14 protein-coding genes are annotated in these 16291 nt (G+C 33.4%); 8 read left to right on the plus strand and 6 right to left on the minus strand.

The genetic code is table 11. The annotated features are described in order from the left end of the window. Positions 1-27: 27 nt before the first annotated feature. On the minus strand, positions 28-789 hold the full coding sequence (locus AC1Q8M_RS05280) for a DODA-type extradiol aromatic ring-opening family dioxygenase (protein WP_016513025.1): 762 nt from the start codon (positions 787-789) through the stop codon (positions 28-30). A 212-nt stretch (positions 790-1001) separates the two neighbouring features. On the opposite strand from AC1Q8M_RS05280, the gene AC1Q8M_RS05285 reads away from it, so the two are divergent. From AC1Q8M_RS05285 to AC1Q8M_RS05310, 6 genes are all read left to right on the plus strand, one after another. Further along, on the plus strand, positions 1002-1925 hold the full coding sequence (locus AC1Q8M_RS05285; RefSeq protein ID WP_065228626.1) for an alpha/beta fold hydrolase: 924 nt from the start codon (positions 1002-1004) through the stop codon (positions 1923-1925). 294 nt (positions 1926-2219) lie between these two features. Then, the gene (locus tag AC1Q8M_RS05290) at positions 2220-2864 is read left to right on the plus strand and encodes a LytTR family DNA-binding domain-containing protein (RefSeq protein ID WP_098353401.1); all 645 of its coding nucleotides are present in this window, start codon (positions 2220-2222) and stop codon (positions 2862-2864) included. A 127-nt stretch (positions 2865-2991) separates the two neighbouring features. Next, on the plus strand, positions 2992-4506 hold the full coding sequence (gene scpC / locus AC1Q8M_RS05295; RefSeq protein ID WP_098400501.1) for a succinyl-CoA:acetate CoA-transferase ScpC: 1515 nt from the start codon (positions 2992-2994) through the stop codon (positions 4504-4506). 238 nt (positions 4507-4744) lie between these two features. Then, positions 4745-5188, plus strand: a complete 444-nt coding sequence (locus tag AC1Q8M_RS05300; protein WP_000701896.1) for a GNAT family N-acetyltransferase — start codon at positions 4745-4747, stop codon at positions 5186-5188. A gap of 27 nt (positions 5189-5215) precedes the next feature. Next, on the plus strand, positions 5216-5575 hold the full coding sequence (locus AC1Q8M_RS05305; protein ID WP_000342909.1) for a YunG family protein: 360 nt from the start codon (positions 5216-5218) through the stop codon (positions 5573-5575). Positions 5576-5629: 54 nt separating this feature from the next. After that, on the plus strand, positions 5630-6955 hold the full coding sequence (locus AC1Q8M_RS05310) for a bifunctional S-methyl-5'-thioadenosine deaminase/S-adenosylhomocysteine deaminase (protein ID WP_002153101.1): 1326 nt from the start codon (positions 5630-5632) through the stop codon (positions 6953-6955). A 149-nt stretch (positions 6956-7104) separates the two neighbouring features. Here the strand turns inward: AC1Q8M_RS05310 and AC1Q8M_RS05315 are convergent, their stop codons facing one another. Then, positions 7105-8325: an MFS transporter gene (locus tag AC1Q8M_RS05315; RefSeq protein ID WP_081367225.1), complete on the minus strand. Its 1221-nt coding sequence runs from the start codon at positions 8323-8325 to the stop codon at positions 7105-7107. A gap of 47 nt (positions 8326-8372) precedes the next feature. Next, positions 8373-8948, minus strand: coding sequence for a TetR/AcrR family transcriptional regulator (locus tag AC1Q8M_RS05320; RefSeq protein ID WP_000533752.1), 576 nt, complete (start codon positions 8946-8948; stop codon positions 8373-8375). A gap of 380 nt (positions 8949-9328) precedes the next feature. On the opposite strand from AC1Q8M_RS05320, the gene AC1Q8M_RS05325 reads away from it, so the two are divergent. Further along, positions 9329-10957, plus strand: coding sequence for a peptide ABC transporter substrate-binding protein (locus AC1Q8M_RS05325; protein WP_065228631.1), 1629 nt, complete (start codon positions 9329-9331; stop codon positions 10955-10957). A gap of 51 nt (positions 10958-11008) precedes the next feature. Here AC1Q8M_RS05325 and AC1Q8M_RS05330 read toward each other — a convergent pair whose 3' ends face one another. Together AC1Q8M_RS05330 and AC1Q8M_RS05335 are read right to left on the minus strand one after the other, a co-directional pair. Beyond that, positions 11009-11539, minus strand: a complete 531-nt coding sequence (locus AC1Q8M_RS05330; protein ID WP_098235565.1) for a GNAT family N-acetyltransferase — start codon at positions 11537-11539, stop codon at positions 11009-11011. A gap of 201 nt (positions 11540-11740) precedes the next feature. Beyond that, the gene (locus tag AC1Q8M_RS05335; protein WP_001030687.1) at positions 11741-13036 is read right to left on the minus strand and encodes an Nramp family divalent metal transporter; all 1296 of its coding nucleotides are present in this window, start codon (positions 13034-13036) and stop codon (positions 11741-11743) included. Between the two features lie 478 nt (positions 13037-13514). Between AC1Q8M_RS05335 and trhO the strand changes: the two genes are divergently transcribed. Continuing rightward, positions 13515-14474 (plus strand): oxygen-dependent tRNA uridine(34) hydroxylase TrhO, encoded by a 960-nt coding sequence (gene trhO, locus AC1Q8M_RS05340; RefSeq protein WP_000246224.1) that lies wholly within the window; start codon positions 13515-13517, stop codon positions 14472-14474. 189 nt (positions 14475-14663) lie between these two features. Here the strand turns inward: trhO and AC1Q8M_RS05345 are convergent, their stop codons facing one another. After that, positions 14664-16139, minus strand: a complete 1476-nt coding sequence (locus AC1Q8M_RS05345; RefSeq protein WP_000387439.1) for a hypothetical protein — start codon at positions 16137-16139, stop codon at positions 14664-14666. Positions 16140-16291 lie beyond the last annotated feature (152 nt).

The raw sequence follows: 16291 nt of genomic DNA on the forward strand, positions 1-16291 counted from the left end.
AAGCAACATGTGCTTCATCCTTTTTCTTTAAAATCGAAGACAGAGATAACTTAATGTACCAAGCTCATAACTACGGTGAATGACTTCACCGCTATTCTCGCCACTTCCCATTGCAATAAACAAAGGAACAAAATGCTCTGCTCTTGGTACGGCTAATTGTGCATGAGGAGCATTATTCTCCCAATTAAACAATGCATCTTTATCGTTATTCTGCATATGTTTAATAATCCAATCATCAAATTCAATTGCCCATTTTTCAGGTGTAGTTTGATTCCATTTCAGTGCTCGTAAATTATGAACGGTAACGCCACTACCGATTACTAAAATATCTTCTTGTCCGAGTCCTTTAAGTGCTTCTCCAATTTCAAATTGTTCTTTTGCAGAAAGGAATGGATTTACTGATATTTGCACGACAGGAATATTTGCTTCTGGATACATGCGGTGCAGGAGTGTCCATGAACCATGATCTAAACCTCTGGTCATATTATGATGGACTGGAATACCTTTGTTTCTAAATTTTGTTTCTAACATAGATGCAATGCTAGAAGAGCCTTTCGCACGATATTTGATTTCGTATAACTCAGGGGGGAAACCTCCAAAATCATAAATTGTTTCATATTCGTTATCTGATGAGGAAATCGTTAATACTTCAGTTTCCCAGTGAGCAGTGAAAATAACAATTGCTTTTGGTTTATATGTTTCTCCAAGTGTTTTTAAAAATCGTGTATAGTCTGTATCTTGAATAGCGAGCATAGGCGAACCATGTGCTAAAAATAGTGATGGCATCATAATAGTAGAAACCTCCTAAAAATTATATAATTACTTTATGTAAGTAACTATATAATTTTATTTTTGGTTCGTCAAGAGATTAGTTTGAAAGCAAGTCTGAAAAATACATCATTTGTCATAATGAAAGCAATTACATATAATATAAAATAAGAAAAGTGAATGGATATTCATTTTTCTTAAAGGTATACATAATAAATTTGGGGGCTGACGAAATGAATGTACAGGAAAGTTTCGTTACGGCATTGGATGAATCGGAAATTTATTTGCGTAAATGGTTACCAGAAGGAGATCCGAGAGGAATTATTCAGATTGCACATGGCATGACAGAGCATGCAGGGGTGTATACAGAATTTGTAGATGCTTTATTGGAAGCAGGTTATGGTGTTTATGCGCATGATCATAAAGGACATGGGAAAACAGTAAAAAAAGAAGAAGATTATGGTCATTTTGAACCAAATATAGGGTGGAATCAAGTTGTATCGGATGTTATCTTTGTTTCAGAAAGGATAAAAGAAGAACAGTCAAGTCCTTTGTTTTTACTTGGACATAGTATGGGTTCTTTTTTATCAAGACGTGCTGTACAACTTAGGGGTGAACTATATGATGGATTTCTAATTTCAGGAACAGGTGGAAATCCAGGGCTTTTAGGAGCTATTGGTCATAAAGTAGCAACAATCGAAATGAAATTGCGCGGGGCAAAAACGAAAAGTCCAATGTTAAACTTTTTATCTTTCGGAAACTTCAATTCGAACTTTAAGCCAAATCGTACAAAATTTGATTGGTTATCTTCAGATAATAATCAAGTTGATAAATATATTGCGGATCCGTTATGTGGTTTCATTTGTACGACGAGTTTTTACCGAGAATTATTTTCTGGAGTATTAGAAGTAAATAAACTAGAAGAATACAAGAAGACGCCAAAGAATCTTCCAATACATATATTCTCTGGTGATCGTGATCCTGTTGGCGATATGGGGAAAGGTGTAAAAGAAGTATATGAAAACTATAAAAAATGTGGTGTGAAAGACGTGACACTACGTTTATATGAAAATGGTAGACATGAAATGTTTCATGAAGTAAATAAGGATGAAGTATTTAAAGATTTAATTTCGTGGTTAGATGCGCATAATAAATGAGAAAGATAATCCCAAACTGTTTGTAGTTTGGGATTATTTATTATACAGAAATAGGGGCAATAAATTCTTAAATTCACTTTACTTAATAAAAAATAAATCTTATTCTATAGTCGTTCAAAAAATAAAGAAATATTGTATGAGAGGAAACCTCACTTTTCTGAAGTGAGGTTTTTTGTAGTAACGAAGTAATAGTGAATAAAACTAATTTTAAAAGTAACTTAAAATCAAACTTTTTATAAAGCAACAGATGCCTGTTCATAATAGTAGTATAATAGTGAATGAGGTGTTAATAGAATGGAAGATAGAACGTTAGGTTTATTACTAGATGTTGTTGGGGAATTATTTTCAGATGAAATTTCAATTGCTGTTTCGAATACGAAAGAATATATTTACTATCGGCCAAGTAAACGAATTGATTTAAAGATTAGTGTCGGGGATCCTATAAAGGAAGGAACGATTGCTCATAAAGCGATGGTGATGAATCAAAAAACCTCTGAGTTTATTAATCGGGATGTTTTTGGTATTCCTTATCATGGAATGGCTGTACCATTTTCAAGCAATGGAAAGCTTGAAGGGTGCGTAACGGCAATTTATCCAGCTTTAACGGATGGAAAGTCAGTTGTTACTTTAAAAACAACAGACGGCTGGATTCCGGTTCCTTTTTCAAAGGTTATGTATTTAGAGGCTAAAGATAAAAAGACGTATGTGAATTCAGAAGAGTTATCAGGAACACATAAATACTCTCTGCAAGAATTCGAATACTTGCTTCCGAAAGATTCATTTATTAGATGTCACCGTTCGTTTATTGTAAATATTAATCATATTAAAGCGATTTATCCTGATACCCATTCTACTTTTGTACTTTCAATGGATAATGGTGAGAGAGTACCAGTTAGTCAATCATACGCTAGTTATTTCCGTAAGCTTCTAGGATTCTAAGTTTTTCTGCTTTAGAACCTAGATTTGCTGTTCTGTCTGAATTTTCGGCATTGTATACTAAAATCCCTATTTTGATAGTGTTAATGTGTAAAATAATTATGAATATTCAATGAGAGAGGGATTACATATGGAGAATAACTTAGATAGAATCAGAGATCAACGTCTAAAAGATCGGGTAGTTACACCTGAGGAAGCAGCTTCCTGGATTCAAAGTGGAATGACTTTAGGCTTAAGTGGGTTTACACGTGCAGGTGATGTAAAAGCAGTCCCATTTGCGCTTGTAAACCGAGTTAAGAATGATGAATCTTTTAAAGTAAATGTTTATACTGGGGCTTCTTTAGGATCGGATGTAGACAAATTATTTGCTGAGGCAGGAATTTTAGGGAAAAGATTACCTTTCCAAGCTGACGCGACTATGCGAAAAGGAATTAATAACGGAGACTTTTTATTTGTGGATCAACACTTGTCTCATACAGCAGAGTTACTCCGTGCTGACGTTCTGGATATAGATTTCGCCATTTTGGAAGCGGTTGCGATTACAGAGGACGGAATGATTATTCCAACCACTTCAATTGGAAATTCCTTAGCGTTTTCCTTAAATGCTAAGTCTATTATTATTGAAATGAATATGGCTCAATCCGCGCAATTAGAGGGGCTACATGATCTATATGAACCAGGTAAACAAGGGGAGAGGCTTCCAATTCCGCTTGTGAAAACAGATGACCGAATTGGAACAATCGGTATTCCAATTGATTCTGAAAAAGTAAAGGGAATTGTGTTTACGAATCAATTGGATTCGCCATCGACAATTGTTCCTCCGGATGAAGAAACTGTTATTATGGCACAGCATTTAATAGAATTCCTTCGAGAAGAAGTCAAAGTAGGCCGATTAACAAATCGTTTAGCGCCGTTACAATCAGGAATTGGTTCAGTGGCTAACGCCGTATTGCATGGAATGTTAGATTCAGAATTTGAAGATTTAGAAGTATATTCCGAGGTTTTACAAGATGCAGTTTTTGATCTTATGGATGCTGGAAAAGTCAATTTTGCTTCTTGTTGTTCTATCACGCTTTCTGAAGAGAAAATGCAACAAGTATTTTCTAACTTTGAAAAATATCGTGACAAATTAATGATGCGTCCACAAGAGATTTCCAATCATCCTGAAATTATTCGTCGCCTTGGATTAATCTCAATTAATACTGCATTAGAATTAGATATATACGGAAATGTTAACTCTACTCACGTTTTAGGTACAAAAATGATGAATGGTATTGGTGGGTCTGGCGATTTTGCAAGAAATGCCCGCCTAGCTATCTTTGTTACTAAATCGATTGCGAAAGGTGGTAACATTTCAAGCATCGTTCCTTTCGTTTCTCATGTAGACCATACTGAACATGATGTAGATGTTATCGTCACTGAACAGGGGTATGCTGACTTAAGGGGACTTGCGCCAAGAGAAAGAGTGGAACTTATTATTGAGAATTGCGTACATCCAATGTATCGTGCCCAGCTACGAGCTTATTACGAAGAAGCAAAAATAAGAGGTGGACAAACTCCTCATATTTTAGAAAAAGCTTTTTCTTGGCATACGAACTATGCTAAAAATGGAACAATGCTTGAAGCGGTAGTAGAAACTGTATAGGTTTGTATCGTACGAAATAGTAAAACGAATGAGTGAGCTTGAAGATTAAATTTTAGAAAAAGAGAACGCCAACTTTTAGGGATGGCGTTCTTTTTCTTTAAAAAAATTGTTGAAAATCGTACTGATTATAATAAAGATTTATAAAATTAATTTCTAATTTATGGAAATTAAAGGTTTTTTTGAAGTGCTTTCCGAATCAATTTAGTAGTGTACATATTGAAAGTGAGGAAAAAGAATCATGAAGATAAGAGAAGCATTATTAAGTGAAGCAAATGAATTAAGTGAACTCGCACTACATTCAAAAGCAACGTGGAATTATAGTGAAGAATTCATACTTGCTTGTAAGGAAGATTTAACAATTACGGAAGAGTACATAAAAAATAATTTTGTATATGTTTTAGAAAACGATAATGCGAAGATTGGTTTTTTCTCATTTTTACGTAATGATAAAGCTCTCGATTTCTTGTACATTCATCCTCATTACAAAGGAAAAGGTTACGGGAAAATACTTTGGGAGTATGTAATAGAAAAAGCCAATGAACTAGGATTAAAAAGTTTTACAATTGATAGTGATCCGAATGCAAAAGGATATTACTTGAAAATGGGAGCACAGTTAATAGGAGAGACACCATCAACTGTCTTTAAGGGTCGTGTACTGCCTCTTTTGAAATATGATGTGTAAAACTATTAATAGTAGGGGAAGATTAGAATGGATGATGTAAAGGAAAAAAGAATATATGAAGCACTAATAAAATCGTGGTCGATTGAAACGAGTTCAAAGTGGACAATTGAAAACCCAGCAAAGGGACAATGTGGTGTTACAGCTCTTGTCGTTCAAGACATATACGGAGGAGAAATTAAAAAGACAAAAGTAAGAGAGGTATGGCACTTTTATAACTTTATAGATGGGCAGAGATTTGATTTTACAGAGACTCAATTCAATGGGAAATTGAATTATATGGATGAAAAGTCAAATCGGGAAGAAGCATTTGCAGATACAAATGAAAAACAATATAGCATTTTGAAGGGAAAAATAACGAAAGAATTAAAATTATCTTTTGACTCTTAATCTTTAATAAGTTACTATAATGGTGGTAACTTCATTAAAGGGAACTTCATAGAGTTGAAAGGGGAAATACTTTTGAAAACAACTTATGTAAACGCTACAATTGTAACGATGAATGAACAAAACGAAGTGATAGAAAATGGATATATCATTGTAGAAAATGATCAAATTATAGATGTAAAGAGCGGAGAATTTGCAAATGATTTTGAAGTAGATGAAGTAATTGACATGAAAGGAAAGTGGGTTTTACCAGGGCTTGTAAATACACATACACACGTTGTAATGAGTCTCCTAAGAGGTATTGGAGATGATATGTTATTACAGCCATGGCTTGAGACGAGAATTTGGCCACTGGAAAGTCAATTTACTCCCCAAATTGCGGTCGCTAGTACGGAATTAGGATTACTTGAGATGGTGAAAAGTGGTACAACATCATTCTCTGACATGTTTAATCCAATTGGAGTAGATCAAGACGCAATTATGGAAACGGTATCAAGGAGCGGGATGCGAGCTGCTGTTTCAAGGACTTTATTTAGCTTCGGAACGAAAGACGATGAAAAGAAAGCGATTGAAGAAGCTGAGAAATATGTGAAGCGTTATTATAAAGAAAGTGGCATGTTAACTACGATGGTTGCACCACATAGTCCATATACATGTAGTACAGAATTGTTAGAAGAGTGTGCTCGTATTGCAGTAGAGAATCAAACAATGGTTCATATCCACCTTTCTGAAACAGAGCGTGAAGTACGTGATATTGAAGCACAGTACGGAAAACGTCCAGTAGAATATGCAGCGAGCTGCGGATTGTTTAAACGCCCAACAGTTATTGCACACGGTGTAGTATTAAATGATGATGAGCGTGCATTTTTAGCAGAACATGATGTTCGAGTAGCTCATAATCCGAATAGTAATTTAAAACTAGGTTCTGGTATAGCGAATGTAAAAGCGATGCTAGAAGCAGGAATAAAAGTAGGAATTGCAACAGATAGTGTTGCATCTAACAATAATTTAGACATGTTTGAAGAAATGCGCATAGCGACTTTATTACAAAAAGGTATTCACCAAGATGCAACAGCATTACCAGTTGAAACAGCTCTTTCTCTTGCGACAAAAGGAGCTGCGGAAGTAATCGGGATGAAACAAACAGGGTCACTAGAAGCTGGTAAGTGTGCTGATTTTATTACGATTGACCCGTCTAACAAGCCGCATCTACAACCAGCAGATGAAGTGTTATCACACCTTGTATATGCTGCGAGTGGTAAAGATATAAGCGATGTAATTATTAACGGAAAACGTGTCGTTTGGAATGGTGAATGTAAAACGTTAGATGAAGAGCGTATTATATTTGAAGCAAGTCGTTATAAACGAGGTTTACAAAGATAACTTTTTTAGGCTGTGGAGAGAATCTTCTCCACAGCCTATTTCTAATTTGTAAACCTCACTATATTTTTTAAAACTTTGCAACAGAAGTGATAATGCTAACACTACCCAAAAAATTAGATGTTGACGCTAGTTTTAGAGTACATTGATAGTTAGGACATGTATTTATTTTTGGTTTTTAATAAACTTATTGTATTATTGTGTATTAAATGAACTATTAAGGCGATTAAAGGTAAAGCAGCTCCAATGAGTAAAGTTACTTCACTATTAAATTTATAGTAAGTATAACTTCCAATCCATGAACCAAAGGCTCCTCCCAAAAAGAAAATAGTCATATATAATCCATTAAGTCTGTTTCTTATCTCGGGATTCAAACCAAAGATAATTTTTTGACCTAATAATAAATTTCCTGCTACACCAATATCAATGCAGATACCTGAGATAAGAATTAAAATTATGCTAAATAGTGAATGATCTTGAACAAAGAATAATAGTACGATCGATAATAGTACGAGTGCCAATGATACATTAGTCATTGTAAAAATATAACCTTTATCTGCTATTTTACCAATAGTAGGAGTTAATAAAGCTCCAGCAATTGCAACAAAGCCAAATAATGCAATTTCATTATTTGAAAAATGTAATGGCTCTGATCTTAATAAAATTGGAATAGCTGTCCAATAAAGGCTAAATGCAGCAAATAAACATGCGTGATAAAAAGCTCTTTGTTGTAAAGGAGAAGTATTTATTAGTAGCTTTACCATAGAAGTTATTAAATTTGGATATGTCATGTTACTAGTTGAGATAACTTCATAGTTGGGTAAAAATTTTAGAATTAACAGTAATACGGTAACTAGGGTTATTAATGAAAAAAGAAATACCATTCTCCAGCTAAACCACTCTGTTATTCCGATAGATAATGGGCGAGCAATCATAATCCCAATCAATAAACCACTCATCACTTTACCCACATATTTACCTGCCTCTTCAATTGGCACGATTCTCATTGTTAGTGGAACTAACATTTGAGCTGCACAGGCCCCAATGCCAATTATAGTTGTTAATAGTAAAAAAATAATTCCGTTTGTCGAAATTAGCGTACCAATTAATGAAAAAATAGTTAACCCGATAAGAATTCCTATTATTTTCTTACTTTTCAATAAATCAGCCATCGGTACGATAAAAAATAACCCCAATCCATACCCAATTTGTGTCAAAGTAGTGAGCAATCCAGATAAATCAGAAGAAATGTTCAGATCTTTTGCAATGAATTGTACAATTGGTTGTGCATAATAAATATTTGCAGCAAGTGAACCACAACTAATTGCTAAAATAAATATTAGAAAATTTGTCTTTTTAGTCAATTTTATCATTCCTTTCTTTTTGGAACGTTCATTCCGAAATCATTAAAAAAGAAAGACTATAGGTCTGCAATAGTCTTATCTACTAGATGATAGGCTGAATTTTTCTCTTTTTTATATTTAGACATTACATTCAAACTATGATTTAAACTTAATAAAGAATATGCAACTAATTCAGTATCAACCTCTTGTGAAATTTCTCCTTTCTTTTTTCCTTCTTCGATAACTTGCTTAAATACTTTTTCAAGTTCATTAAAATCATTTATGAGTATTTCTTCTATGGCAGGGTCAATTTGTCCAATAAGCAGTGAAGAATTAGTTATCATACAACCTTTTGGAATTTCACCTGAATAACATTTTTCAATATGTTGATAAAAAAAGGATTTAAGTGATGCTTTTGTGTTTATACCACTAAAAAGTAAATTTCTCTTTTGAGAGCCATAATTTTTATAATGTTCCAAAACTAGTTTAAATAGTGCATCCTTATCTCCAAAGCTATCGTAGAGAGTAGATCGACTTATACCCATCGTTTCAATAAGATCTGATATATATGTAGCATCATAACCTTTTTCCCAGAATAAATGCATAGCTTTATTTAAAGCGTGTTCTTTGTTAAAACTAATACTTCTACCCAATTTATAACACCTCCATTCATGTAACTTAGTATAAATATTCCGGAACGATAAGTCCAGAATATTCGTCTTAATTTCCGAAAGTTTCGTAAAATATCCGTAAATGTTAATTTGGTATTGTGGTATTTAGATGCTATAAAATAGAAAGTATGTATTGAAGCGACAATTAAATTCGATTTTATTGAGGAAAAGTTAAGCTCCTATTAGTTTATATGTTTTTTTCGTTAAAAATCGAAAAGATTCCAAGGTAATCCATATCCTTTTAAAAGGATAGTTTTTTTCTTGAACGAATAAATATTCAAAAGAATGTCGCATCTTTCTGTTAGTATTTCTGCTATAATATATTACGCTTTATAATATTTTATATTTAAGGAGAACAACTCATGAAGCGAAAAAAGAGCCATTTAATGGTAATGGCACTTGTTACATCTTTATTATTAACAGCTTGTAATAATAAAGCGGATAAAAGTGACATAGAGGTTAAAAAACAAGTGTTAAATGTAACAGTATCAGAAGAAATTCCTTCTCTGGACACTGTGAAAACAACAGATGGTACATCAGCACACATTATGCAGAATATATTTGAAGGGTTATATGTATTAAACGATCAAGATCAGCCTACTCCAGCCATAGCAAAATCGTTTAAAAGAAGTGAAGATGGTAAGAAATATACATTTGACTTGCGTAAAGATGCAAAATGGTCAAATGGGGATAATGTAACAGCAAATGATTTTATATTTGCTTGGAAACGTGCAATTAACCCTGAAACAGCCTCTCAATATGCGTCCATGCTCTTTTATGTAAAAAATGCGAAAGAGATCAATAAGGGAACAATGCCTCTTGATGCACTTGGGGTTAAAGCGATAAATAATTATACGTTAGAAGTTGAACTCGAACAGTCAATTCCGTATTTTTTACAGTTGTTAGCACTACCTATATACTTACCACAGCATGAATCATTTTTGAAAGAACAAGGAAACAATTATGCATTGGAACCTAGTAATCTCATATATAACGGTCCATTTGTATTAGAAAAATGGAAGCATGAACAAGAGTTTCAATTAAAGAAGAATGCTACATATTGGGATCGAAAGAAAGTGAAATTAGACGAAATAAACTTTCATATCGTAAAGGATACAATGACAGCTGTAAATTTATATGAAGCCGGAGATTTAGATCGAGTACCTATTAATTCGCAAGTTGTAGACAAGTATAAAGGGAATAAGGAATTACATATGTCGAGTGATCCTGGAATTGCTATGCTTCGTTTTAATGAAAAAAATAACGCGTTAGCAAATAAAAAGGTGCGTCAATCTATTTCATTAGCGTTAAATAAAGATGATTTCGTTGCTCACTTTATTAATAACGGAGCAAAACCTGCAAGTGGACTTGTACCAGTTGGTCATGTAAATGAAGTGACTGGTAAAGATTTTAGAAAAGAAAATGGAGATATTTCCTCATATGATTTGCAAAATGCGAAAAAACTTTGGGAAGAAGCGAAAAAAGAGCTTGGGGTAGAACAAGTAAACCTAGAGTTCTTAACGTTCGAACAAGATAACGCAATACGTATGGCAGAATATATAAAAGGTGATTTAGAGAAGAATTTGCAAGGGTTAACGATACAAATTAAACAACAGCCATTTAAGCAAAAATTACAGTTAGAACAAATAGGTGATTACGATATAACTATGGCAAATTGGGGACCTGACTATAAAGACCCAATTAGTTATTTAGAGTTATTTACGACAGGGAATCCGAATAATAAAATGAATTATTCTAATGTTCGTTACGATGAATTAATAAAGAAAGCGAAAACGGATTTTGTACTAGATACGGAAAAACGATGGGAAGCGTTGCGAGAAGCCGAGCAGGTATTATTAGAAGATGCTGCGGTGGCGCCGCTTTATCATATTGGCTCAGCATATGTACAAAAGGATTATGTAAAAGGAATTGAAAAGCATCAATTTGGTGGTATTTATACTTATAAGAATGCTTATATTGCTAATGAATAAATACAAAAAACCTTACTTTTTAAAAGTAAGGTTTTTTACACATGAATTCTATTAAATCGATTTTAATAAAGCGTAAAAATTCGTATCATATGGGATATCATCTTGATACATATAATTTTTTAGAACACCTTCTTTTTCAAAGCCTAATTTTAATAGTACTTTATTGGAAGCTTCATTTTCAAGAAATACAATTGCCCCGATCCGCTTTAAATGAATCGTATGGAAACCGTATGATATAACCTCAGAAACAGCTTCAGTCGCATATCCTTTTCCCCAGTGTTCAGGCAAAAAGGCATAACTTATATTGGCTCGTTTATGCTCAGAAGACCAATCGTGAAAACCAATGGTACCGATGAGTTCTTTCTTGTCTTTTAATTCGATTCCCCATTTTATACTGTTTCTTGCATTGTAACTCAACTTAAAGTTATGAATGATTTGTTTCACTTGATCAACATCTTGTAACGGTTTTTGGCCATAATAGCGCAGTACATTAGTATTAGAAAAGCATTGTAGTATACGCGGTGCATCTTCTTCGGTAAGTTCTCTTAAAATAAGTCTTTCAGTTTTTAATAAAGGAAACATATTTTCGCTCCTTTTCACATGAAAATAGAATGTATTTGTTATTATATAATTTAATCTGAAAATAAAGATTATTCAAGGCGTAAGGGAATTATTGTCTGGAAATAGATTATATAATTTATCTTAAAAAGAGTTTATAGGATTAATACAAATAATGAATTGAAAAAGGGTATTCCAAATAAAAATTGGAATACCCTTTTTTCATTACCCTACAAATGTTTGATACAGTAAGAAGATATTTAAAACGATAACGAGAGCAGCAATTATCCATGCGATAAATGTTGTTATACGGTGGTTAACGAGTGCACCCATAATCTTTTTATTACTTGTAAACATAATAAGTGGTACAAGTGCAAATGCAATACCGAATGATAAGACAACTTGACTCATAACTAGAGCGTAAGTTGGATTTACACCTAAAGCGATAATAACTAGTGGTGGAATCATTGTAATAAATCGGCGTAAATATAACGGAATATGCATGCGAATGAATCCTTGCATAATAATATCGCCTGACATTGTACCGACAGAAGAGCTTGATAAACCGGCTGATAACAGACCAATTCCAAACAAAGCAGCTGATATAGGACCTACTAAGTTGGTAAATTGAGTGTAAGCAACATCTAAATCTTCAACGTGCATACCATTTTTAAAAAATAGTGCAGCTGCAACAATTAACATACTCGCATTAATTGCTCCAGCGATAACCATTGCAATAATAATATCGATAAATTCGAAACGAAAAATCTTTTTCTTTTGTTCGTCAGTTGTTCCGACCACACGGCGTTGTGTTAATGCAGAATGCAAGTATATTGCATGCGGCATAACTGTCGCACCTAAAATCCCTGCTGCAAGTAATATACTGTCTACACCTTGGAATTTTGGAATAAATAGTCCTGAAAGAAGGGGACTTAATTCTGGTTTTGCATAAAAAACTTGAATCCCAAAAGCAATTACTACAATGAAAATCATTCCTGTAATAATAGCTTCTAGTGGACGAAATCCTCTACGTTGAAATTCAAGGATAATAAATGATCCGGCTGCTGTAATTAAAGCGGCAGGTAGCATCGGGATTCCAAATAGTAAGTAAAGCCCCAAAGCAGCTCCAATAAATTCCGCTAAATCTGTAGCCATAATAACTAGTTCACCTTGTATCCATAAGCCGATAGACACAGGCTTTGGAAAGTTTTCACGAGCTATTTCGGGTAAATTGTTTCCTGTAGCAATTCCTAATTTAGCCGATAAAGTTTGGATTAATACAGCCATTAAGTTAGAAGCGAGTATAACCCATAATAGTAAATATCCATATTGTGAACCAGCTGCGATATTTGTAGCAAAGTTGCCAGGATCAATATAAGCAACGGACGCGATAAAAGCGGGTCCTAAAAATGGTAACAGTCTTTTCCAGCCTTTTGTTTCTCCACTTAAAGCTAAGTGAGCTGATTGTACAGTTGTACTTTCAGAAGGGAGATGTTTATCTTTTGTTATATCTTTATTCATAGTAGTTTTCCCCTTTAAAATGTTAACTTGATGAAATTATTGTATTTATTCTTACTCATTATTTCAATACATTTAAATATGTTATGTGATAATTTCATTTGAACACGAAAGTTTCCTTAATGCAAATTATATGCCTTTATGCAATGGATGGTGTGATAATGTAAAATGAATTGGGAGTTTATGGTGTGATGACATGGGGAAACATAGTGAATTAAAGGGCTGTTTTTGAAATTTATGTGAACATAAAGCTGATAATACAGCATATTAATTGATGGAATTGCAATTGTATGATATATAATATATTGGGATTACAACATAACCATAGTGTTATGATGTGTAATCTTGTTTTTTATTTTTGTTAACTGATAGAAAATAGTATAAAGAAAAGAAAATGGGATTCATTTTCTTATTATATATGTTTTGATATGAACGTTAACTTATACATGATTTTAAAAATTAGATAGGTGGTAGAAATACATTGGCAACTACAAAACCATACAGAGTATTACTATATTACATGTACACAACAATTGAAAACCCAGAAGAATTTGCTGCAGAGCATTTAGCATTTTGTAATTCACTTGAATTAAAAGGAAGAATTCTTGTAGCAAAAGAAGGTATTAACGGAACTTGTTCTGGAACTGTAGAGCAAACAGAGAAATACATGGAAGCAATGAATAATGATCCACGTTTTGATGGTATCGTATTTAAAATAGATGAAGAAGAAGGGCATGCATTCAAGAAAATGCACGTACGTCCTCGTCCAGAATTAGTTACACTTCGTCTAGAAGATGACATTAACCCACACGAAATAACTGGGAAGTATTTAGAGCCAAAAGATTTTTATGAGGCAATGAAACAAGAAGATACAGTTATCATTGATGCACGAAATGATTATGAGTTTGATTTAGGACACTTCAAAGGCGCGATTAAACCTGATATCGAATCATTCCGTGAATTACCAGATTGGATTAGAGAAAACAAAGAAACACTTGAAGGTAAAAAGATTTTAACATACTGTACAGGTGGAATTCGTTGTGAGAAATTCTCTGGTTGGTTAGTTCGTGAAGGTTATGAAGATGTAAGTCAGCTTCACGGCGGAATTGTAACGTACGGAAAAGATCCAGAAGTACAAGGTGAGCTTTGGGATGGGCAATGTTACGTGTTTGATGAACGTATCGCTGTTCCAGTAAACCAAAAAGAACATGTTATCGTTGGTAAAGATCACTTTACAGGTGAACCATGTGAGCGCTATGTAAACTGTTCAAATCCAGAATGTAATAAGAAAATTTTATGTTCTGAAGAAAACGAAGCGAAATATTTACGTGCATGTTCTCATGAATGTCGTGTAAGTCCACGTAACCGCTATGTAATACAACATGAATTAACTGAAGAACAAGTAGCTGCTGCATTAGAGAAAATCGAAGCAGGGAAGTAAGCTGAATTCGTATAATAAAAAGGTACTCCAAGTTTTATTTTGGAGTACCCTTTTTTTATTATCCAGTCCTGTCATTTGTCGTTTTTTGTCGGTAAGTCGATATATTTAAAAAATCGCTGATATATCTTAAAAATCGCTGATAAAAATTTCACTTACTGTAGCACACCAAGAATTTGAAAATAACCTTCTTTAGTTTTTATCCTCTTTTTCTTTTACAGCAGACAGTACCGTTTGTTTTACCCAAGCTTTTCTTTGTTTATGCTGTAGACCCCATTGGTATAAACTTTGGGCTCCTAAAATAAGTGAAATGACAATGCCGCTAATCGCAATTAATAGAGCGAAAAATTCAAGAGGTGACGATATTTTGTTTGAATCGGTGTTTCTTAAAAGGTCGATCATAGTAAACCCTAACATTTGGCCCACTACAGAGTAGAGCGTTAAAATTAATAATAAAAGGCTATCTTTTTTAGAGGCGACATTTTCTTGATATTTAAACAAACTATCAAGATTTTGTTTCGCATTCGAGTATAGAACCTCAATATTAAAAAGTTTTCTTAAGCGAAAGAAAATATCTTCACTTTGTGATTGGGATACTAATTCTAAAGAAAAATAATTAGCAGTGAACGAATTGATCGAATAAATTAATTTCTCTATTTCATTAGTATCTTGTTCAATGTTTAGCTCAGCATAGGCGTTTGCCATTTTTAATAAAACAATTTTATGAAATAGGTTTAATAATAAAGCGTAATAAAATTCTCCGAACATTTGACTAGCAAGTTTAGAGATTTCGCGTTCTCCATCATTTGTTACACATGTAAAAATATGTTCTTCCATTATGAAATAACGATTTGGAGCCCATCTCTGGTAAGCGTGTTTTTTTAAATAGTCATGAATGTAAGGAAGGTTATTTGCACTCACATAGGGCTTACCATCACTTGTTAATCCGGAAAGACTAGAAGTACGATAAACATCTACTTCATTAAGTTCCATACCTTCTTTTAGTGACAATAAAGTTTGAACGTACATTCTTTGGTCTTCAAAGAAAGGGAAGGTTTGAAAGTATGAACTTCTTAATCTCTTCTTTTCAAAGAAATCAGTTACACCATGAAATAAATAACCAAAAATGAATTTTTCAACTTGGGAATACTTCTTTCCGTTACATTCAATACAAATAGTCTCATTTGTATCATTTTTAGTTTCAAGTACACGGAAGCGAGCAGCGAATTCGATTGCTTCAGATAAAGTCATGTTTGGAGCAGTGTTTACTTCTGTTCGAATTGTTAAGAAGCCAAGTTCATAAGGACAAAGTGTTACATCAATAGAGTGTATCTTGAATGGAATTGAAATAAGGTTTGTTGTTAAATGTCCAGTTAAGTTAAGGTCCTTTGAATAACGTTGCAAGCCCTTTTGATGCTCTGAATGAGGAAAGAGAATTTTATTTGTAAATGAAAGATAGTATGCTTCCATATTTTGATGTGAAACTTTAAACTCCCCATAATATGTATTTTCATCATCGAGATGATCGAGCCGAAAAGGACGAAAATCGTTTTTTTGTAAGAAAGGGAACATATTTTGTTCATATCCAGCTTTAAACGAAAACGGGAATATAAATTGGAATATAGCTGTTGCTACACCTTTTTCCTCAATTGATTGTATTGCCTCCATCTACATTGTGTCCTTTCCATATATGCTATAGAAACAACATGCCCAAATTTATTTGAAAATAACCACTCTTTTATACTCAATTGAGAGTGAAAATTCAGCTTATTTAGCAGGGAACATGTATAATGTTATGTATACTAAAAGTTATAAAATTG

The organism is Bacillus sp. GW823-FHT06A10, from assembly GCF_058795375.1.